The 21,221-nt window shown below is 43.3% G+C and carries 21 protein-coding genes; 2 read left to right on the plus strand and 19 right to left on the minus strand.

Annotated elements, in window-relative coordinates; all coding sequences use genetic code 11:
* From HUZ36_RS01950 to ccmA, 6 genes are read right to left on the minus strand one after another with little or no spacing between them, the layout of a single operon-like run.
* The gene (locus HUZ36_RS01950; RefSeq protein WP_125251987.1) at positions 1–1,959 is read right to left on the minus strand and encodes a heme lyase CcmF/NrfE family subunit; all 1,959 of its coding nucleotides are present in this window, start codon (positions 1,957–1,959) and stop codon (positions 1–3) included.
* Positions 1,960–1,964: 5 nt separating this feature from the next.
* Positions 1,965–2,444, minus strand: a complete 480-nt coding sequence (gene ccmE / locus HUZ36_RS01955; RefSeq protein WP_125251988.1) for a cytochrome c maturation protein CcmE — start codon at positions 2,442–2,444, stop codon at positions 1,965–1,967.
* Positions 2,441–2,644, minus strand: a complete 204-nt coding sequence (gene ccmD / locus HUZ36_RS01960; RefSeq protein WP_176031864.1) for a heme exporter protein CcmD — start codon at positions 2,642–2,644, stop codon at positions 2,441–2,443. Before ccmD ends, ccmE begins: the two co-directional genes overlap by 4 nt.
* A gap of 2 nt (positions 2,645–2,646) precedes the next feature.
* Positions 2,647–3,384 (minus strand): heme ABC transporter permease, encoded by a 738-nt coding sequence (locus tag HUZ36_RS01965; protein ID WP_125251990.1) that lies wholly within the window; start codon positions 3,382–3,384, stop codon positions 2,647–2,649.
* A 1-nt stretch (position 3,385) separates the two neighbouring features.
* Positions 3,386–4,072: a heme exporter protein CcmB gene (ccmB, locus tag HUZ36_RS01970; RefSeq protein ID WP_128729884.1), complete on the minus strand. Its 687-nt coding sequence runs from the start codon at positions 4,070–4,072 to the stop codon at positions 3,386–3,388.
* A complete protein-coding gene (ccmA, locus tag HUZ36_RS01975; RefSeq protein WP_176031865.1) occupies positions 4,072–4,695 on the minus strand; it encodes a cytochrome c biogenesis heme-transporting ATPase CcmA in 624 nt (207 codons plus the stop codon). The genes ccmB and ccmA overlap by 1 nt, the downstream gene beginning before the upstream one ends.
* Positions 4,696–4,798: 103 nt before the next feature.
* Here ccmA and fliK point away from each other — a divergent pair, with 103 nt between their 5' ends.
* Together fliK and HUZ36_RS01985 are read left to right on the plus strand one after the other, a co-directional pair.
* A complete protein-coding gene (gene fliK, locus HUZ36_RS01980) occupies positions 4,799–7,225 on the plus strand; it encodes a flagellar hook-length control protein FliK (RefSeq protein WP_176031866.1) in 2,427 nt (808 codons plus the stop codon).
* Positions 7,226–7,231: 6 nt separating this feature from the next.
* Entirely contained in the window at positions 7,232–7,528 is a 297-nt protein-coding gene (locus HUZ36_RS01985; protein WP_128729882.1) for an EscU/YscU/HrcU family type III secretion system export apparatus switch protein, read from the plus strand.
* A gap of 24 nt (positions 7,529–7,552) precedes the next feature.
* Here the strand turns inward: HUZ36_RS01985 and HUZ36_RS01990 are convergent, their stop codons facing one another.
* The 13 genes from HUZ36_RS01990 to flhB all read right to left on the minus strand — a co-directional run bounded on the left by HUZ36_RS01990 (position 7,553) and on the right by flhB (position 21,217).
* Positions 7,553–7,984 carry a DUF2802 domain-containing protein gene (locus tag HUZ36_RS01990; RefSeq protein WP_128729881.1) on the minus strand — a complete coding sequence of 144 codons (432 nt, stop codon included), beginning with the start codon at positions 7,982–7,984 and terminating at the stop codon, positions 7,553–7,555.
* Entirely contained in the window at positions 7,985–8,482 is a 498-nt protein-coding gene (locus tag HUZ36_RS01995) for a chemotaxis protein CheW (protein WP_010369098.1), read from the minus strand.
* A 24-nt stretch (positions 8,483–8,506) separates the two neighbouring features.
* Positions 8,507–9,268: a chemotaxis protein CheW gene (locus HUZ36_RS02000; RefSeq protein ID WP_125251996.1), complete on the minus strand. Its 762-nt coding sequence runs from the start codon at positions 9,266–9,268 to the stop codon at positions 8,507–8,509.
* A gap of 8 nt (positions 9,269–9,276) precedes the next feature.
* The gene (locus HUZ36_RS02005; protein ID WP_125251997.1) at positions 9,277–10,047 is read right to left on the minus strand and encodes a ParA family protein; all 771 of its coding nucleotides are present in this window, start codon (positions 10,045–10,047) and stop codon (positions 9,277–9,279) included.
* Between the two features lie 121 nt (positions 10,048–10,168).
* Positions 10,169–11,314, minus strand: coding sequence for a protein-glutamate methylesterase/protein-glutamine glutaminase (locus HUZ36_RS02010; RefSeq protein ID WP_125252078.1), 1,146 nt, complete (start codon positions 11,312–11,314; stop codon positions 10,169–10,171).
* A 72-nt stretch (positions 11,315–11,386) separates the two neighbouring features.
* A complete protein-coding gene (locus tag HUZ36_RS02015; RefSeq protein ID WP_176031867.1) occupies positions 11,387–13,594 on the minus strand; it encodes a chemotaxis protein CheA in 2,208 nt (735 codons plus the stop codon).
* 13 nt (positions 13,595–13,607) lie between these two features.
* Positions 13,608–14,381 carry a protein phosphatase CheZ gene (locus HUZ36_RS02020; protein ID WP_128729879.1) on the minus strand — a complete coding sequence of 258 codons (774 nt, stop codon included), beginning with the start codon at positions 14,379–14,381 and terminating at the stop codon, positions 13,608–13,610.
* Positions 14,382–14,400: 19 nt separating this feature from the next.
* A complete protein-coding gene (gene cheY / locus HUZ36_RS02025) occupies positions 14,401–14,784 on the minus strand; it encodes a chemotaxis response regulator CheY (protein WP_125252000.1) in 384 nt (127 codons plus the stop codon).
* Between the two features lie 42 nt (positions 14,785–14,826).
* Positions 14,827–15,561, minus strand: coding sequence for an RNA polymerase sigma factor FliA (locus HUZ36_RS02030; protein ID WP_128729878.1), 735 nt, complete (start codon positions 15,559–15,561; stop codon positions 14,827–14,829).
* A gap of 2 nt (positions 15,562–15,563) precedes the next feature.
* Entirely contained in the window at positions 15,564–16,424 is an 861-nt protein-coding gene (locus HUZ36_RS02035) for a MinD/ParA family protein (RefSeq protein WP_125252002.1), read from the minus strand.
* A complete protein-coding gene (gene flhF, locus HUZ36_RS02040) occupies positions 16,417–17,892 on the minus strand; it encodes a flagellar biosynthesis protein FlhF (protein ID WP_125252003.1) in 1,476 nt (491 codons plus the stop codon). The genes HUZ36_RS02035 and flhF overlap by 8 nt, the downstream gene beginning before the upstream one ends.
* Before the next feature lie 19 nt (positions 17,893–17,911).
* On the minus strand, positions 17,912–20,014 hold the full coding sequence (gene flhA / locus HUZ36_RS02045) for a flagellar biosynthesis protein FlhA (RefSeq protein ID WP_128729877.1): 2,103 nt from the start codon (positions 20,012–20,014) through the stop codon (positions 17,912–17,914).
* A 72-nt stretch (positions 20,015–20,086) separates the two neighbouring features.
* Positions 20,087–21,217, minus strand: coding sequence for a flagellar biosynthesis protein FlhB (flhB, locus tag HUZ36_RS02050; protein WP_128729876.1), 1,131 nt, complete (start codon positions 21,215–21,217; stop codon positions 20,087–20,089).
* Between the last annotated feature and the right edge of the window lie 4 nt (positions 21,218–21,221).

Genomic DNA, 21,221 nt, shown 5'->3' on the forward strand with positions numbered 1-21,221 from the left:
TTAAGCCTCCTGCTGTTGCGGCTTTTTTACGCGGCCACGGTATCGTTTATCTGCAAGTACAATAAACCCAGCAAATGAAATAAGTAAACCACCAAGCCACATCCACCTGACATAGGGTTTGTGATAAATCCTGAGTGACCATGCACCTGCCGACAATGGTTCTCCGAGTGCGAGGTACAAGTCACGGAAAAAGCCATCATCTATCGCAGCTTCAGTCATAAACTGCATACCAATATCATAACGGCGTTTTTCTGCGTACAGCTTAGTAACTTTCTCGCCATCTTTGAATACTGTCACGACCCCTGCGTGACCACCGTAATTTGGCCCTCTAATTTCTTTTACGCCGTCAAAGCGGTATTCGTACTCATTTAACATTGCCGTTTCGCCTGGTTTCATACTAACAGAGCGTTCTACCGAGTATGCCGAGGTTAACGTAACGGATGCGATAACAAATGCGATACCAACATGACCAAGTACCATTGCCCAATAGCTCAGCCCAAGCTTTTTAAGTCCGACAGTTAGACTCGAATGAACCGACACTTTGCTAAATAAGTCAGTCGCAGTCGCAATAAAGATCCACACAGCCAATGCAGTAGCAACAAAAGTAAGGGGAGCAACTACTTCAAAGCTTGAGAATAACCATGCAGTGGTGATGACTAAAGTAGCGACCAATAGTACTACCCACTTTTTAACTAGCGGTGGCATTTTATTTTGCTTCCAACGTAACATTGGCGCTATGCCAAGCAAAATAGCAAATGGCACGGTCAATATTGCAAACATCTGATTAAAGAAAGGGACTCCAATCGAAATGGAACCTAAACCTAATTCTTTATGGATCATAGGCAAAAGTGTTCCAAGTAGCACAATAAGAGTCGCTACGACCAAAAAGATGTTATTGACCCAAAGCGTTACTTCTCTTGAAATAAACTGGTATCTGCCTTCACTGTAAACTTGCGAAACTCGGGTTGCATATAAGGCTAGACTCCCCCCAACCACCACGGCCAAGAAAGATAGAATAAATAAACCTCTATCAGGATCAGTTGCAAACGCATGCACCGATACGATAATACCTGAGCGAACAATAAACGTACCGAGTAAGCATAAACTAAATGCAGTAATGGCAAGAAGTACCGTCCAAGACTTAAACACACCCCGTTTTTCTGTTACCGACAATGAATGCAGTAACGCTGTTGCGACAAGCCATGGCATTAACGATGCGTTCTCTACTGGATCCCAGAACCACCAGCCTCCCCAGCCTAACTCTGAGTATGCCCACCAGCTACCAATGGTGATACCTAAAGTTAAAAAGCCCCATGCAGCCATCGTCCACGGACGAGACCATTTAGCCCACGTGTTGTCCAGCTTACCTGTTAACAATGCGGCGATTGCAAAAGAAAAGGATACTGATAAGCCAACATAGCCCATATACAACAAAGGTGGATGAATAATCATACCTGGGTCTTGTAACAATGGATTTAAGTCGCGGCCTTCTACAGGGAAATAAGGTAATAAACGCTCAAAAGGGCTAGACATCCATAGGGTATAAAGCATAAAGCCTACACCTAAAAAGCCTAATACGCCCAATACTCTGGCTCGAAGCACCCAAGGCAGTGATTTAGACATAACTGCGACCAACATGGTCCAAACTGACTGCATCACTAACCAAAGTAGAATAGCGCCCTCGTGCCCACCCCAAGTAGAGGTAATTTTATAGTACCAAGGCAAACTACTACTTGAATGATGGGCAACATAAGCCACGGTAAAGTCATCCATTAAGGTTATATAAATCAGTACCAAAAAGGAAAACACCACCAAAATACATTGACCAATGGCTAGTGAAGGCGCGGCTTTCATTAGCCTTAGATTGCCTGTGTATGCGCCCCATAACGGGAAAATACACAGTAGTAAACTCAACGACATCGCCAGAACTAAGGCGAAGTAACCTATTTCAGGGATCATCTTAGTTAGTTCTCGCTATTTAAATTATATTTTGGCTTTTCGTGCTTTATGCCTTTAACGGCTTCAGCAACTTCTGAAGGCATATACTCTTCATCGTGTTTTGCCAACACTTCAAATGCTTCAACCACATTGGTTTCAACCAAGGTTCCCTGTGCTACTATCCCTTGTCCCTCACGAAACAGATCAGGCAGAATACCGCGGTAACGTATAGTCACCATAGGTCCGGTATCAATCAGTTTAAACGACACATCTAGCGATGATTCATCTCGCTCAACAGAGCCCGGAACCACCATTCCACCAATGCGGAGTTTTTGTCCAATTTGAGGCTTTTCTTTAAGCTCACCTTTGCCTTCAACTAACTCACTAGGGGTGTAAAATAAATTGATATTTTCTTGCAGTGCATAGAGGGTTAAGCCAACCGCTGCACCAATACCAAAGACAGCTGCAACGACGGCAAATAGTCTTTTTTTGCGTCTAGGATTCATGCTTCTGACTCCTCTTTTGCTTTTTTAATCCGTGCTTCTCGTGCCATTTGAGCTTTCACGGCTTGCTTGAGCTTTTTACCATCGGCAAGAGAGCTGACTAAGATGCCCACTAATATAAGCGCACATGAACCAAAGGACAGCCATACATAGAAACCATAGCCGCCCATTGCTAGAAATTCACTGAAGGATTCAAACTGCATAATTATCCCCTATTCACTAATTCACGTACCCAAGGACGATGCTGCTCACAACGCAAAATTTCATTTTTTAAGCGAATAAGCGTTACTACTCCCAGCACACCTGCAAAGGCGACAATATTAATTAGTAATGGCCATAACATAGATGGATCGATTGCTGATGTATCAAACTTTGTGATGGTAGAGCCTTGATGTAGCGTGTTCCACCATTCAACTGAAAAATGAATAATTGGTAAGTTAACTACACCAACTATTGCTAAAATACAGGCAGCTCTCCCCCCTGATTTTTTGTCTTCGAACGCATGATAAAGTGACAATACACCAAAATATAAAAATAACAGAATAAGCTCAGAGGTTAACCTGGCGTCCCACACCCACCAAGCGCCCCACATTGGTTTACCCCAAGCAGCTCCGGTAATTAATGCTATTGCAGTCATAGCCGCACCAACTGGCGCGATTGAGATAACTGCCAGCTCGGCGTTACGAATTTGCCACACCAAAGCAATAATGGCTGCTATGGCCATAGATGAATACGCACCCATTGACCAAATCGCTGAGGGCACATGAATAAAGATTATCCGGTAGCTGTCTTTTTGTTGATAATCTGCGGGCGCATAGGCAAGCCCCCAAACCCATCCAACAAGTAAACCCACTACCGCAATCACGGCAAAGTAAGGAAGCAAGGTGTTACACAATTGGTAAGCACGCTCCGCTTTGGCATAAGGATGTAACCACTTCCACATTTTAACTTACACTCACTCTTAAAGCTGACGATATGGCAATTGGTGCGGCGACAATGGCAACGGCAAGCATCGCACCAAGGATTGCAAGCTGACCGCCATAAGCAAGAGACATGCTACTGGTATCAATGGCGGATGTTGCAAAAATTAATACAGGGATATACAGCGGCAGGACTAGTAAGCTCATCAAAATTCCACCTTTTTGCAATGCAACGGTGAGTCCTGCCCCTATAGCTCCAATAAAACTTAACAAGGGTGTCCCAATTAATAAAGTTAACACTGTCGCGTTCAGGGACTGCGTTTCTAAATTCATTAACAATGCAAATAATGGCGCTAGTAGTACCATAGGTAGACCACTTACGGTCCAGTGTGCAGCCACTTTGGCAAGTACAGATAATGACAACGGATAAGGCGATGCTATCAGTTGTTCTAGCGAGCCATCGTTATAGTCATCCCGAAATAGTTTATCTAGCCCTAACATAGTCGATAACAAGGCTGCTACCCAAATTATGCCCGGCGCAATTCTGGTAAGTAATGCAGGCTCTGGCCCAATCGCTAAAGGGAATAACGTGATGACAATCAGAAAAAACAGTAATGGGTTAACGATTTCAGCACGTTGCCTAAATGCGAGTGTCACATCTTTTGTATAAACGGATTTGAACGCTAACCAATATGAATGATGAGTCTGCATTACAAACGGTACTCCAATGTCAAAGTTTGTAACTGCGCGAAATGTGCGGTGAGATCTTGGTGTGTAGTCAGTAAAATTGCTCCGCCTGCATCGAGGTGGGACTGAAACTGGGTTTGCAACAAGGCAACACCTTTTTTATCTAATGCGGTAAATGGTTCGTCGAGTATCCACAATTTAGCTTTGTTCAGCCATAAACGAACCAAAGCAACACGACGCTGTTGACCCGCTGAAAGGGTACGCACCGGTACATCTTCAAGCCCTATTAGACCCAGCTTTGCCAACAGCTCATAAACCTCTTTTTCACTGGCTTTTGCACCATGTACTTGCAACCAATACTGGACATTTTCGTAGGCATTCAGTTGCTGATTAACACCCGTTTTATGACCAATAAACAACAGTTCAGCTGCAAATGAATCATAATCTTCTCGAATATCGGTATGGTTATATCGGATCTGACCTTCATCCGCTCTGGCAAAGCCCGCTATTATTCGTAACAGTGACGTTTTACCGGCACCATTTGGGCCTTCAACTTGCATGATCTGCCCCGAATGGAGAGTGAAACTTAATGAGTCAAACAAGCATCTATCTTGTTTGGTACAAGTGACGGTGTCTATCTCTAGCAAATCTGGGCTTCTCTTTACCTAAAATTGGGCGTTAGTCTAACATAATGGTATGGTAATACGAATAATCCGATGCGATCGATTAGCGAAAATTTGATTTAAAATAATGAATAAGCTGCCAATTACAACAAATACTACGACAGCATCTGTGATAAGCACAGATAATAGCGAAGTATCTAAATTAGACTTGACTAACAACCAGCCTTTTGCAGCAAAAAACATTCACATTAGCAATGATAAACTAAAGATGGATGTAACAATTGACGGTCGCTGGCAAACTATCCAAATTGCGTTGAAACCACCAACTCAACCTAATCAGCTCCAAGAAGCCCAAGTTAGTATCGACGAAACAGGGAAAGTAGTTACTTTCCATACCCCAAAATTACAAGCTCAAGTCACATTGACGAGTCAGCTTTTTGATATTTTGGCGACACTTAAAGGCCAAACCAACAGTACAATTATTCAGTCTTCGGCAACTGTGCAGCCTGATTCCACATTGCGTATTAATTCCCTTGATTTGAAGGTACCGGTACCACACCCCGTCGCACAATTGCTCGCAAGTGAGAGCAAACTGTTTGCTAATCTAAGTACTCAACAAAGCAATACTCTTTTGCAAATAGTAAATCAATTTAGTGATCCTCTGTTTAGCACCACATTACCTAAATCAATGATTATTAAACTTATCTCTAGCCAGCTTAGCCCCATCAATGTAAAGCCTCTAGTCAACGGGGTAATGCTTAATATTAACGATCGCCCAATTAGCTTACCGAGGATCCCCAGTAATTGGCCACCTTCTTCAACATGGCAAAAAGGTGAGCTCAAAGCAGCCATCAACGGGGTAGACGTGACAATGCCAGCACGACAAATAAAAGTGGAAACGATCAAACCGCTTAGCGCATTGCTGCATCAAGTAAGTGCGATTGCAAAACCCATTACGCCAATAAATAGCACCAACCCAACTTCAATACATACACTCCAATACGAAACACCATTACTTGAGGTCAGCCTGCAACAAATAAAGTCAAGCGTCGCGCGGGCATTGCAAGTGCTGATCGGCAGACCTTTTGGCAAACAACAACCCCATCAATCTAATGCTTCTCAAGCCTTGCTGACATCTAATAATCAACATGAGAGTATTAAGCGCCTATTACCAAGCTCCATCATACAAGCCCAAGACGTAAACCAACATAACGAAAGTAAGATAAGTACTCCACTACAGAAGCTCACTGGCCAAATAAAGCAGAGCCTGCTCGATATGATGAGACAATCATCAGTACCATTACAACAGAGCCAGCCCCCTATTAATCGCGAGAAATTAACCGCCTCCATCATCCACTACTTACAACAAAACCCTAGCACAGAACCAAAGTACCAAGCGCTTCCCGTCGATTTTGAAATGAAGCAAAAAGCCCTCTCTTTATTACTAGACACATTCACTGGTAAGGAGCAGCTAGACACTAAGCAGCTTCGACAGGTTACTCAAATTCTAGAGAGACCACTGTATCTTAAAACACACACCGCACCTTTGCTTGTTGATAAAACTGCACAGTTTGTACCATATGCTTCGAGTGAACAGCTTACTCACTCTGTGACCAAAGAAGTTAAAGGGATCATTGAAGTATTACTAAACATGCCAACCGCAAAGCTGGGAAGAAAAGACAATATTCAAGGCCCGCTACAGCAAGCCTCTAACACGATAGCAAAAGCGTTAAAAGCTGATTCGTTAAGTCAAATGCCTGAGCTACAAAAACTAGTAAACCAAGCGTTCTCTCGGCTATTGGATGAGCGTTCTATTTCGGCACTCGCAGTTAAAAATCAACTAGAAAGCCAACTGAGCTTAACGCCGTTTAGTAATACGACATCAAGCTTGAACCAATCTAGCTTTACACAAATGTTAGAACGCTTGCTACTTTCTCTTTTAGGTGGCCAAGTCGCAGGTCAAGACACTAGCAAAGAAAGCGCAAATCAAAAGATGCAGGCACTGCTAGAGACGTTGTTGCCACAGTTAAAAATGCTCTCTCCTAAACAAGTTGCAGATGCGTTACAACAGCCAATCGCAAAAGAGCTTTTAAATGACTTGGGACAACTACACAACCAACTACAACCACAACAATCTCAATTACAAACCACGAGTTTAGGGAAACAAGATAGTGAAACGCAGCTCATCGTTAATTTGCTATTCCCTACAAAGGTTGGACAAGAGCAACAGCAAACACAGTTACAAATCGGAGAGTATAAAAAGTCGCCCAAAGCTGGAATGCCTGAGAAGTCAGTGTGGTTTATTCGCTTGTGTTTTGATTTTGCTGATAAAGGCCAGATCCATGCCCAAGCAGAGCTAATGGATAAAGCTCTGGAATGTGCACTAGTTGCAACTTCCAACCAAGTGAAACAACTCGCTGAACCCCATTTGGCAACTCTTAGGCACAAACTCGCCGCTCACGGACTGCAAGTAGCCGAGATAGACTTGAGGGAAGAAGCCAGTTTTCAAGACAAGTTCTTCTCTGAACATGCCATTATTAACATTAAGGTGTAAATACTAATGACGCACAAATCAGCAATTGGATTACTTTACGAAGCCGGAAGCGCACCTCAAGTGACCTTCAAAGGCTATGGTGAATTAGCGGAAGAAATTATTGCGCTCGCAAAAGAAAAGAACATCATGATCCATGAGGATGAATCTTTAGTACAGACATTAAGCGCCTTAGAGCTACATCAGGAAATTCCTAGAGAGTTATATTATGTTATTGCTGAACTTATTGCGTTCTCTTATATTATGCGTGGAAAGTTTCCTCCCGGTTGGGAGGGGTTTCGTGGCAAGCTAGATATAAAGGCCTAGTCCCCCTCTAGCTTGCAACCAACATTATTTTGATTTGTTATGTAAAGACATTAATAGCTCGGCCTCAGCACGAGGCAACTCACACTCTCGCATGACTTCTTCAATATCAGCCCCCAGCTCAACCATTTTTACCGCTCGAGAGTAAATTTTTGCGTCTGGATCGTCATATTTTTGTGCTGCTTGCTGATTTGCAAGTTCATGGAGCTCCTGCTCTGTTGTCACTACTCGTTTACCAACACTCATTATGCTAGCGCGAAGCTCTGCAACTTCACTGCGCAATATCGCAATTTGCTGCTCAGCTCCCTGCAATGCACTTGAAGCTTGCATAATATTCGATCTTTCTTTTTGTAATTTTTTACCCAACACAAAAACAAACCTCAAGCACACTATCGCGAGTACGCTTGAGGTTATTGATATGACGAGTAAAACGATTTGAGCGTTTACTACTTCCAACATCTAAATATGACTCAGCTCATCCCATTCGTCATCACTTAATAATTTATTAAGATCAACCAAAATCAGTAACTCGCCTTCTCGGTTCGAGACACCTTGGATGAACTTAGCACTCTCCTCTGTACCTATATTTGGAGCACTATCAATCTCCGAGCTACGCAAGTACACAACTTCAGCAACACTGTCGACTAAAATACCGATCACTTGCTTTTCAGCTTCGATAATTACGATCCGTGAATTGTCTGTAACTTCCGCGCTCTGAAGGCCAAACCTTGCTCGCGTGTCTATTACGGTAACGACATTACCACGCAAATTGATAATACCAAGCACATAGCTTGGTGCGCCTGGAACAGGTGCAATTTCTGTATAGCGCAGCACTTCCTGTACTTGCATTACGTTAATACCGTAAGTTTCCTCTTCAAGCTTATAAGTAACCCACTGCAATACTTCATCATTACTATCAGCATTTTTGTCTGCAGAAAGTAGTCTATCTTGGCTCATGGTCTCACTCCATCAATATACTAGTTACTGCTCTCGACTATCGAGGCCTTGTTCTAGCAAACGGTTTAAATTCTCTACATCTATTAGCGCACACATTTTTTCTTTTATCACCCCAGCTAGCCAAGGTCTCTTGCTGTCGCTGGTACGCCACTTTATGTCTTCAGGCTTGAGTGTCAAGTTATTGACGAGCTTTTCTGCCAATAGCCCCCAACTACTATCTCCAAGCATGATTAGATATTGATAATTCAGGCTATCTTGAAGCTCAGGTGTCAATTTTTCAGGCATCACCCACATCGCAGTATCTACAACATTTAGTTTTTCTTCGCGGTTTAACATCACCCCTCTAAACCATTTAGGTTTGCCAAACAATTGATTGACCTCACCTAACTGGTGTATACCGCCAAGAGACTTCAGCGGAACCGCGAGCGTTAGACCTGCAACTTCAAAAAATAATGCTTGAAACTCACCTTCTTGGTAAGCGTCACGCGCTGACGTCGCTTCTATCGTTGCCTGTTCTTTGATAATAGATGTATTTTCAGTGACTTCAAGATCTTGAGCAAATTTACTCACCTCTTGCTCTTGTACTTCAGTCATCGATTCAATCGTTGTTGGCTTAATGTCAGCGGCTGCGGGAACTATTTCTTGCTCCACATCAGGGTCTTTTACCTGTTCCAATAGCTTCGCAACAGGTGATAAAGCGCAATCTTGTACTTCAGGCTCTTCCTGTAGTAATGCACTAAGGTACTGTTTCATTACCTTTTCATTTGCAAATAAGTGCTTACTCATTCTATTCTCTAGCTTAGCTGCTTTAAATAATCCAACAAAGCACGATAGGCAAATACGCCCCGAGACTTTGGACAAAACTGCACCGGAACTTGTTGTGCAAGGCTGGCATCTCTAAATTTTGTATCAACAGGAACCACACCCGGCCAAACTGCGTCTTTGTAAGTCGCCAACAATGTTTTATATGCCTCTAAAGATGCCTTTGTACGCTTATCATACATCGTGGGTATTATCGTATACTGGTATTGTTTTTGTTGTGAAGATTGCATCAGCTCCATAGTTCGCATCATTCTATCGAGTCCCTTCAAGGCAAGAAATTCTGTCTGTACTGGGACCAATATTCTCTCACTTGCAGCAAGCGCATTAACCATCAATACACCAAGTACCGGTGGACAATCCAGAATCGCATAATCATACTGATCCGCAATTTTCTCAATAGACTTTTTCAAGATCAGACCCATGCCAGTCTTGTTGCCCATACTCCTGTCTAACGTGGCAATAGCCATAGTCGCAGGAAGGATATCAAGGTTTTCAATGGTTGACGGGCAAAGTGCTTGCAATATCTCTTCCCCCGTCATGCTATTTCCACGTATAAAAATATCGTAAACGCTAACTTCTAACTCTTCAGAATCTATACCAAAGTAATAAGTCAGTGAAGCATGAGGGTCGGTATCAATCAATAAAACACGATGGCCTTGTTCAGCTAAAATACCGCCCAGACTTACCGTTGTTGTGGTTTTGCCCACGCCACCTTTTTGATTTGCTACCGTCCAAATTTTCACTCAATATTCCTTCGCTCATAACGGCCGCATAATGCGGCCTTTATTATACAAACTCAATGTTATTTTTTGTTTTAAAAGTTCGATAATTGCAAGCTTCGGCAACGTAACTTTGCCAGTGGGCTTATTGATTACCCGCTTCCTTGTTAATTCTCGACGCAAAGTCTTGTAACGCAATACTATCTGATGCTAGGCCCGCACTCGCAACCGCTTGCGGCATGCCATACACTACACAGGTAGCTTCATCTTGTGCCCAGATTGTAGCTCCTACCTGCTTTAACATCCTAGCGCCATCTCTACCATCAGCTCCCATACCAGTTAACACAACAGCTAATGCGTCACCACCATATGCTTTAGCGACACTTGCGAAGGTGATATCAACGCTAGGTTTGTAGGTTATTCTCGGACTATCATCTTCAAAAACCTTTAACGTTTTACTGCCACCTCGACTTTCAACCATCATTTGCTTTCCACCAGGAGCAAGATAGGCGACTCCAGGCATGAGTCTATCTCCATGCTCTGCTTCTTTCACTTTAATCTTACACAGGCTATGTAGCCTGGCTGCAAATGCAGGGGTAAATGCGGCTGGCATGTGTTGGATAAGCAGGATCGGATGAGGGAAGTTTGCAGGTATTTGCGTTAGAATTGTTTGCAGCGCAACAGGCCCCCCCGTTGAAGTGCCAATCGCTACTAAACTATATTTTTTCCCAGATGCTCTTGCGGCAGAGGCAGCCGGTGAAGAAGTGGTTGCCGATCTTTGAAAGCTTCTATCTGGCTGAGGCACTGCTGGTCTTAATGTCTCGTTTCGGACTGGCTTTGGCTCTATTGTTCGATTCGAAGTCGAAATACTTGGCCGTGTAAATCGGCTCACTCGACGTCGGCCAATCTCTTTCACTTTGTTCTGTAATGACTTTATCGCCTCTTCGCTGTTTCTAGCAATGTCTTCAAATTTTTTAGGCAAAAAGTCTACAGCACCCGCATCAAGCGCGTCTAACGTTGCACTGGCGCCTTCCCGCGTTAACGACGAAAACATCAGTATCGGGGTTGGCGTCGCTTGCATTATTTGCTTTACAGCGCTTATACCATCGAGTACTGGCATTTCTACGTCCATTGTAATCACGTCTGGACGCAACGAAGCGGCCTTTTCAACCGCCTCTTTACCATTAACTGCAAAGTCTATAACTTTGATTTCACTATCTTTTTCTAAGATTTCACTGACTCGGCGACGAAAGAAGCTCGAGTCATCAACAACTAATACTTTAACTGCCATTGGCAACGCTCTTTTATTTTGCTCTACAGCAGAGCAGTCAAACCGCTCTAGCATTTGACTACGCTTAAAAACTTAAGCGTAGTGTTTTAATAAGTTAGGTACATCTAGGATTAAAGCAATGCCACCATCAGAAGTGATAGTTGCCCCAGCCATACCTGGTGTACCTTGCAATAAGGCATCAAGGGGCTTTATCACCACCTCTTCCTGACCGATAAGGGAGTCAACAACAAAACCCACTTGTTTAGTCCCTATCTGAGCTATTACAACATGACCCTCTGCTTTTCTCATGCTTCGGTCTGCGCCCTTCACCAGCCAATGTTCGAGATAAAACAGTGGTATGGCTTTTTCACGAACAATGATAGTGAGCTGTCCATCAACTACATTGGTCTTTGTCAAATCAAGGTGGAAGATTTCGCTCACTCCCGCAAGCGGTAGTGCGAAAGTCTGCTCTCCAACCACAACCATTAAGGTAGGTAAAATGGCCAGTGTCAATGGAACCTTGATCTCTAATACAGTGCCAACTCCGAGTTCTGACTGTATATTAACAGAGCCATTAAGTTGGGTAATTTTAGTCTTTACGACATCCATACCGACGCCGCGGCCTGAAATATCAGATATCTGTTCTTTTGTTGAAAAGCCAGGGGCAAATATTAGATTGTACGCTTCGGTATCCGACAATCTGCTTGCTTGGTCTGAATCGATCACGCCTTTATTAATAGCAATTTTCTTCAACTTTTCAGGATCCATACCTGCACCATCGTCACGAATGGTCAGTAGAATATGATCCCCTTCTTGAGAAGCTGAAAGTGTCACGGTTCCCATTCTTGGCTTACCAGACGCTTCTCGAACATCTGGCATCTCAATTCCGTGGTCAACAGAATTTCGTACCAAGTGAACCAACGGATCCGCAAGCGCTTCAACTAAGTTTTTATCTAAATCAGTTTCTTCACCTTGTAAAACAAGATTGATTTCCTTTTTTAAGCTTCGAGCAAGGTCTCTTACAACCCGAGGAAAGCGACCGAACACTTTCTTGATGGGTTGCATTCGAGTTTTCATTACAGCACCTTGCAAGTCAGCTGTCACCACATCAAGGTTTGATATGGCTTTACCCATACTCTCACTATTTGTGTTATTCGCCAGACTGACCAAACGGTTGCGTACCAATACCAACTCACCGACCATATTCATGATTTCATCAAGACGTTTTGTGTCGACACGTACTGTTGTTTCTGCTTGTGCAGCTGGCTTTTTAGCTGCAGGAGCTGCGGCCTTTGCAGGCTCTGCTTCTTTTTGAGGCGCAGGTTTTGCTTCGGCTTTAGGAGCTGGTTTAGCCGCTGGCTTAGCCGCCGGTTTTGAAGCTGCTTTCGCTTCAGGCTGTTTGGGTGGTGGCGTTGGAGCTTGCGTTACCGCTTCTTCAGTTGCTTTTGGCGCACTGCCTTTTCCATGTAACTCGTCTAATAAGGCTTCAAACTCGTCATCTGTGATTTCCTCATCGTCTCCACCGTTGGCATTTGCTTGCTCACTGACTTGCGCTGGTGCTTGAGCTTCTTTAGGAACAGGGTCTTCACTGTTTGGTGCCCCGCCAAATTTGCCGACACCGTGTAACTCATCTAATAGATTGTCAAATTCGTCATCAGTAATGTCGCCATCATCACTGCTTGGTGGTGCACTTTCCGGGCTTTCTGTACTGGTCGGAGCGGGACCATTTCCTGAACCATGTAACTCATCAAGTAAATTTTCGAATTCTTCTTCAGTTATCTCATCAATACTAGAACTGGCGTCGCCATCAGTATCGACGTCAAATAAAATATCATCTGCACTAACTTCAGGTACTGGTTCAGTTTCTGCAACAGGTGCTGAAGCGACTTCTTCAACTACCTCGTCCTCAGATGCTGGTTGACTGAGTTTGTGAAGTGTTTCAAGCAACGCAGGATCAGCAGCTTCAGGCTCTTCACGATTTTGGATACAAGCAAACATCTCATTGATTGTATCCAAAGACTGTAAGATAACATCCATCAATTCGGAAGTTACTTTTCGTTGCCCCTGTCGTAACACATCGAATACGTTTTCCGCACCATGACAAGCGTCTACCAGCTCCGTCATGCCCAAGAATCCAGCTCCACCTTTAACAGTATGGAAGCCACGGAAAATCGCATTAAGAAGTTCTTTATCTTCAGGGTTGTTTTCTAGCTCAACAAGCTGCTCAGATAAAAGCTCTAATATTTCGCCTGCTTCAACAAGAAAGTCCTGCAAGATATCTTCATCGACTTCAAAGCTCATACACACTCTCCAACTAGAAGCCTAAACTAGATAGCAAGTCATCGACTTCGTCTTGACCAGAAACCACGTCGTCTCGTGATTCAGCGTCAATAATTGGACCTTCAGGCCCAGACAATTCATCACTGATAGTCTCTGTTGTTTTTATTTCATTTTCATTCGATTTAGTACCGGCCTGTGTTTCGTCTGCTGAACCAAACACAGTAAGGAGATGAATGAGACTATCTTCTACTTCTCGAACTAATTCAATGACACGGCGGATGACCTGACCAGTTAAGTCTTGATAATCTTGTGCCATGAGCACGTTTGTCATCAAACCTTGTAACTCGTCCGTACGTGTTTTCGAAGTCTGCATAAAGCTATCTAGGTCGTGACACAGAGATTTGAATTCTCCGAGCTGAATATCTCTACTCATTAAACGATCCCAAGTTGGCTTTATTTGTGCTAGTTCGTCGGCAAGGTTTTGTGCCAACGGTAAGCTCTCTTCGACAGCGTCCATCGTTTTGTTTGCAGCGCTCTCCGTCATTTCCATGACGTAGTTGAGGCGCTGTTTAGCGTCAGGAATGGCCTCCGTTGTGAGGTCTGCAAGGCGAGTATCCAGCTCAAAGTTTTTCAATGACTCATGTAACTGACGAGTAAGCTTGCCAACCTCTGCAAATAACTCGGATTGCTCTTTGTTAGCAGCCTCTAAAATCAGCTGATCCGCTTTTTCTTGTTCACCTTGCTCTAATAGCTCTACAAGTTGTTTAGCTTGCTCGAGTGTAATTTGAGGCGCAGCGTTTACAGACATAGGCCATTTCCCCTTGCTGTTAGCCTAAGCGCTCAAATACTTTTTCAAGCTTGGTTTTAAGTGTACCTGCCGTAAATGGTTTCACGATATAACCATTAACCCCAGCCTGTGCTGCAGCAACGATCTGCTCTTTTTTTGCTTCCGCGGTTACCATAAGCACAGGAATATGTTTCAACTTTGCATCAGCTCGTATTGCTCGCAATAAATCGATCCCTTGCATTCCTGGCATATTCCAATCAGTTACTACAAAGTCAAACTCCTGATTTTGTAGCATCGGAAGTGCTGTACTACCATCATCAGCTTCTTGAACATTTGTAAAGCCTAAATCTCTTAATAGGTTTTTGATTATTCTTCTCATAGTAGAGAAATCATCAACCACGAGAATCTTCATGTTCTTATCCAAAACTTCCTCCAGTGAGGTTCGAACCCAACTATTTTATGTACTCTAATTTATCCAGTCATTGATTTTAGCTTTTAGCTTTATCATTGCCTGACCGTGAATTTGACTTACTCGAGATTCACTGACATCTAAAATGGCGCCAATCTCTTTTAAATTCATTTCATCGTTATAATAAAGCGACAAAACCATGGCATCTCTTTCTGGTAATGATTTTATCGCATTTACTAAAGACTCGTTAAAACGTTCATTTTTAACGTTATTAAACGGTTTGTCTAGCGCAAAATCGCTATTTGCAGGGGTAATCACATCTTCGTCTACCCCAAGATCCTCAATGCCTATTACTTTGCTTGCATTTACATCATGTAAAATATGATGGTACTCATCTAGAGATATATCAAGTTTTTCAGCGATTTCAGTGTCTTTTGGTTCTCGACCAAGGAGAGATTCGAGCTCAGATATAGTCTCTGCAACCATTCGGCTATTTTTGTGGACAGATCGGGGAGCCCAATCTCCACGACGAATTTCATCAAGCATCGCACCTCGAATACGTATGCCCGCGAAAGTTTCAAAACTGGCACCTTTACTGGCGTCAAAGTTTTTTGTTGCCTCAATTAACCCTATCATTCCTGATTGGATCAAATCATCAAGTTGCACGCTTGCCGGAAGTCGAGCGATTAGGTGACACGCCACTTTTTTGACAAGTGGAGCATGCCTTTCAACCACCTTATGAATATGGTCAGAAGTTTGATATCCCGCAGCTCTGTTGACCGGAGAAGCCATAATCACCCGTTTACAAGTTGTTCAATAAAAAATTCTAAATGACCAGAAGGCTGATGAGGAATTGGCCACTTAGCCGCTCTCGTAGCTAAGCCTTTAATAGCAACAGCTGCAGGAGAGCTTGGAAATAAATCAACGATAGCCCTTTGTCGACGTGATGACTTACGCATATTTTCATCAAACGGTACTGTCGCGACAAGCTCTAGAGCAACGTCAAGAAAACGATCGGTCACTTTTGATAGTTTAGCAAAAAGTTCCTGACCTTCACGCATGCTACGAACCATATTGGCCACTATTTTAAAGCGGTAAACTCCATGTTCTCGACTTAATACTTTAATTAATGCGTAGGCATCTGTAATGGATGTCGGTTCATCACACACTACCACGAGTACGTCTTGAGCGGCACGAGAAAAACTCAACACCATATCCGAAATTCCGGCTGCAGTGTCAACAATTAACACATCAAATTGTGTATTTAGTTCACTAAAAGCTCTTATTAACCCAGCATGCTCTGCTGGAGTGAGCTCAACCATATTCTGAGACCCTGACGTAGCTGGTACAATTTTTATACCTGCAGGCCCTTCAACTAGAATTTCATCTAGTTCACACTCTCCTGATAAGACATGTGATAAATTCTTTTCGACTCTTAGACCTAGCATCACATCACAGTTTGCCAAGCCTAAGTCCGCATCTAAAACAAGAACACGCTGTCCTTGCTGACCCATAGCAATAGCGGTATTGAGCGAAACATTGGTTTTTCCCACTCCCCCTTTTCCGCCGGTCACGGCTATGACTTTTACACCCTGGTTGCTACTTTGACTCATTCTACGCAGGCCACTTGCTTGATCTAAAACTGTGTTAATCATACATTCCTACTGACTCTGACGCTACAGGTACACGTCGAGAGTGCTGTGCTTTTATTCTTTTTAAATACAGTTGCTCAGCCTTTTTTACTAGCTTTTGAGCATTTGCTACACGAATGTCCTCTGGCACTCGCTGACCGTTGGTAAGATACCCTATTGGCAAGCGATTTTGAATCGCTATGCTAATAATCTCACCTAAACTTAGACTTTCATCAAGTTTTGTGAAAATACAGCCACTTAAATTTACTTTTTGGAAGTGTCTTACCGTTTCTTGCAACACGTTCATTTGTGATGTCGCACTTAACACTAAATAACTTCTAATATCAACTCTTGCGCTACGCATAAGTGTATTTAACTGTTCAGTTAAGCGCAAATCTCTTTGACTCATTCCTGCCGTGTCTATTAATACTAGACGCTTATTACGTAAATGATAAAGCACTTCTGCAAGTTCATTTGCATCTTTTACTTGCTTAACTGGACAGCCGATGATTCTACCATAGGTTGCTAGTTGCTCGTAAGCGCCAATTCTGTAGGTATCCGTTGTAATAAGTGCAACTTTATCTGCACCGTATTTTTGCGCGCCCAATGCTGCAAGTTTTGCCACTGTCGTTGTCTTACCTACACCAGTCGGGCCGACCATTGCAAAAACGCCACCTTGACGCAAAATATCATTGTTGGTGGTGTGCATCTGATTTATGACCATATTTAAGAGTGCACTCCACGCCTCTTTTCTTGATACATCATCTGGAATGAAGCATGCCATTTGTTCAGCAACTTCTTTATCAATCCCCATCCCCTCCAGACGGTCTACAAGGCAAGCTCGTGTCGGATCGCGACGCGCCATTTCTTGTTTCATTAGCCCAGATACCTGATGCTCTAGCAGCTGGCGAATTGAGTTCATCTCTTCGCGCATTGCACTCATTTCATCTTTTTTGCTATGAACCTCAGTTAAATCATCACCAAAGCCATTATCGAGGTCATCAGATTCTCCCCACGGCTTCGATTGCTCTGTGGCTTCATCTTCAAAGTCAAAAGATTGACGATGAGTTTGTGGCGCTGACCTGTAAGTAGGCTTCGCCTCTGGTTGCATCTTGCGTTGGTTGCCTAGCATCTGTTCTGTGTCAATGCCTGACTGCGAGAACATAGAGGCAAGCTCTGGTGAGCGAGGACGTGGAGCTTGACGCTCCAAAAGCGCCTCTAAGCTGTCAGCTACCTGAGCTTGCTTAGCTGGTTGTGCTTGACGAGGCTCTGGTCGCACAAAACGCGTTTGTGTTTCTTTTGGTGCACTAGCTCGGCCAGTTGTAGGTTGTTGCACCGGTGCAGCTGTGCGGTCATTATCAATTGCAGCAACAATTTCAACACCATCAGCCAGCTTTTTGTTAGACATGATGACAGCATCTGCGCCAAGCTCTTCTTTAACTTCATTTAAAGCCGTACGCATATCTTTTGCAAAGAAACGTTTAATTTTCATGTTACAGCCCCTTTATCCTCTATTGTCCTACCGAGCTTACTATCTTGATTTGTCTCTCTTCAGGCACTTCTTGATACGACATCACTCGTAAACCTGGGATAGTGTGTTTAACAAACCTAGACAATACACTTCTTAACATACCTGAGGTTAATAAGATGGACGGCTCACCTAGCATTTCTTGGTTATGATGTGCTTCTTTTAATGACTCTTGAAGCCTCTCTGCCAAGCCAGGTTCTATGCCTGCCCCCTCATCACCTGCGTTCTGAAGTGACTGATGCAACATCTGTTCCAACTCAGGTGCCAATGTTATGACAGGGATTTCATCGTCTCCTCCAACAGCATCTTGTACGATTAGTCTACGTAGGGAAATTCGCACTGCAGCGGTTAGTACATCAGGGTCTTGACTGCGAGGGCCATACTCGACAAGTGTTTGCACAATTGAGCGCATATCGCGAATAGCAACGCCTTCATTAAGTAAATTTTGTAATACCTTAACCACCGTAGTCAACGGCAAGATATCGGGTACAAGGCCTTCAACTAAACGAGGGTGACTTTTAGCTAGCATGTCTAAAAGGTTTTGTACTTCTTCATGGCCAAGTAACAATGAAGCATTATTTGTAAGCAGCTGACTGATATGAGTGGCAACTACAGTTGCTGCATCAACAACTGTATAACCAAGAGAATGCGCCTCGTCCTTCTGATCCGGCTTAATCCATACCGCATCCAATCCAAATGCTGGGTCTTTGGTTTCTATGCCCTTAATTGGGCCAAATACTTGCCCTGGATTAATCGCCAATTCGTCACCATGCTTTAACTCACCAGTTCCAGAGCCTACTCCCATTAGAGTAATATTATAAGCATTAGGGTCTAATTCTAGGTTATCGCGAATATGTACTGGTGGTACTAAAAAGCCCAATTCTTGCGAGAGCTTCTTACGAACTCCTTTGATCCTACTTAATAACTCACCACCTTGTGCCTGATCGACTAGTGGGATGAGACGGTAACCAACTTCTAGACCTATTACATCGACAGGTTGAACATCGTCCCAGCCAAGCTCTTTTTGCTCTTGCTGCTGCCCACCTTTTGCCGAAGAGCCTTTCGCCGCTTGTTCTGCCTTTTCAATTTCGGCTTTTTTCTTCTGCTGGCTGGTGTAGTAAGCGATGTAACCCAACAAAGCCCCTAAACCCAAAAAAGCAACGTGAGGCATGCCTGGAACCAGACCCATCGTAATTAAAATACCAGAAGCAATCGATAGTGATTTTTCATTACCAAGCTGACTCTTAAACTGATCGCCCATGTTGTGCGATTCATTTTGACGAGTAACAACTATCGCGGTACCAATAGACAATAATAATGAAGGGATTTGTGCGACCAGTCCGTCCCCGATAGTTAGCATAGTATACACTTCCATCGCACGACCAAAGCTTAAGTCATGTTGGATCATGCCAACAAAAAGACCACCAATAATATTAATTGCTAAGATCACTATGCCAGCAATCGCATCACCTTTAACAAACTTACTGGCACCATCCATCGAGCCATAAAAGTCAGCTTCACGTGTCACTTCATCACGGCGAGTTCTTGCTTCGTCGGCAGAAATAAACCCTGCATTAAGGTCAGCATCAATCGCCATTTGTTTACCAGGCATTGCGTCAAGTGTAAAACGTGCGGATACTTCAGAAATACGGCCTGCACCTTTGGTAATAACGACAAAATTAATGATGATGAGAATAAGGAATACAACCAGACCAACGGCATAGTTACCACCAATAACCACACTACCAAATGCCTCAATTACTTTACCTGCGGCATCACCACCATTGTGCCCTTCAAGAAGTACCACTCGGGTACTTGCAACATTTAATGCTAAGCGCATTATTGTGGCTATCAATAGTACTGCTGGAAACATACCAAACTCTAATGGCTTCATGGTGTAAACCGTCACCAGGAGCACCACCAGCGCGAGTGCTATGTTAAAAGAAAATAAAATATCGAGTAAAAAAGGTGGTAAAGGTAAAATAACCATACCTAATGCAGCTAATACCAACAGAGGTGTCCCCACCCCCTTAGCGTATTCTTTTTTATCTCGATTGAGTTGCTGTAAAACTGCTTTAAATTCCATAACTTAACACATGCAAAAATTTGACACAGATAAATCGATGCAATATGTATTCCAGCTTGAAATCAAGATTAACTAGTGCTTAAGTTCATTAGGTATTGGTAGGTTTTTGCTTAAGGCAGTTGGCCGTTTGCCTTTGCCCTTTTGAAAACGGTTAAGTTGAAAAACGTAAGCTAGCACTTGAGCAACTGCTGTAAATAATTGCTCTGGAATTTGATCTCCGATCTCTGTTGTATGATAAAGAGAACGAGTCAACGCTGGAGATTCAACGATGGGTACATCTCGGCCAATTGCAATCTTTCTTATCTGCATCGCCAATTCATCAACCCCTTTTGCCAGAACAATAGGCGCTCCAGCCCGCTCAGTATCGTATTTTAGCGCGACAGAATAGTGAGTTGGGTTTGTTACTACAACATCTGCATCTGGCACATCCTGCATCATCCGCCGCTGCGACATTTCTCTTTGAGTACGGCGGATCCGGGCTTTTATTTGCGGATCACCTTCGGCGTTTTTATATTCATCTTTCACCTCTTGTAAGGTCATTTTTAGTTGTTTATGATGATTATAACTTTGGTAAGGGGCATCAATCGCGGAAATCACTATCATAGTGCAGCTCAGAGCTAAAAACATCCACGCGATAATCTCTAGCGCATGCTCAATACTTGAGGGGATCTGCTCTATACTTAAATGCAATATTTCATAAAAATATATTTTAATCAATAAGATAGCAAAGCCAGCAACGAGTACAAACTTTAGTATTGATTTTAACAACTCTATTGCAGCTTGAGGCCCTAGCATGCGCTTAATGCCTTTCATTGGTGACATTTTACTGGCTTTTGGTGCCGCAGCCTCCCATGAAAAGTTAAACCCACCAAGCAATGTATTTCCAACCACTCCAGCAATAGCGATAATAAAAACGAACATAGCCATAGGAAACAGTAATTCATCGGCAACATCTGCCCAAACCGCAAACATTTTTGTTGTATCGTACGTTTCATTGCGATTTAACGATAGCATTCTGCCCATTACATTGTAGAGCGCTTTGCCGATCCCTGGTCCATACAGTAACAATGCTATTGCAGAAAATAACAATACAAATGTCGTCCCGAGCTCTTTTGAGCGCGCCACTTGTCCTTTTTTTCTTGCCTCACTAATTTTTTTTGCTGTGGGCTCTTCGGTGCGCTCTTGACCTGAATCTTCTGCCATCTTT

The organism is Pseudoalteromonas sp. McH1-7 (assembly GCF_013366255.1).
GTDB lineage: Bacteria > Pseudomonadota > Gammaproteobacteria > Enterobacterales > Alteromonadaceae > Pseudoalteromonas > Pseudoalteromonas peptidolytica.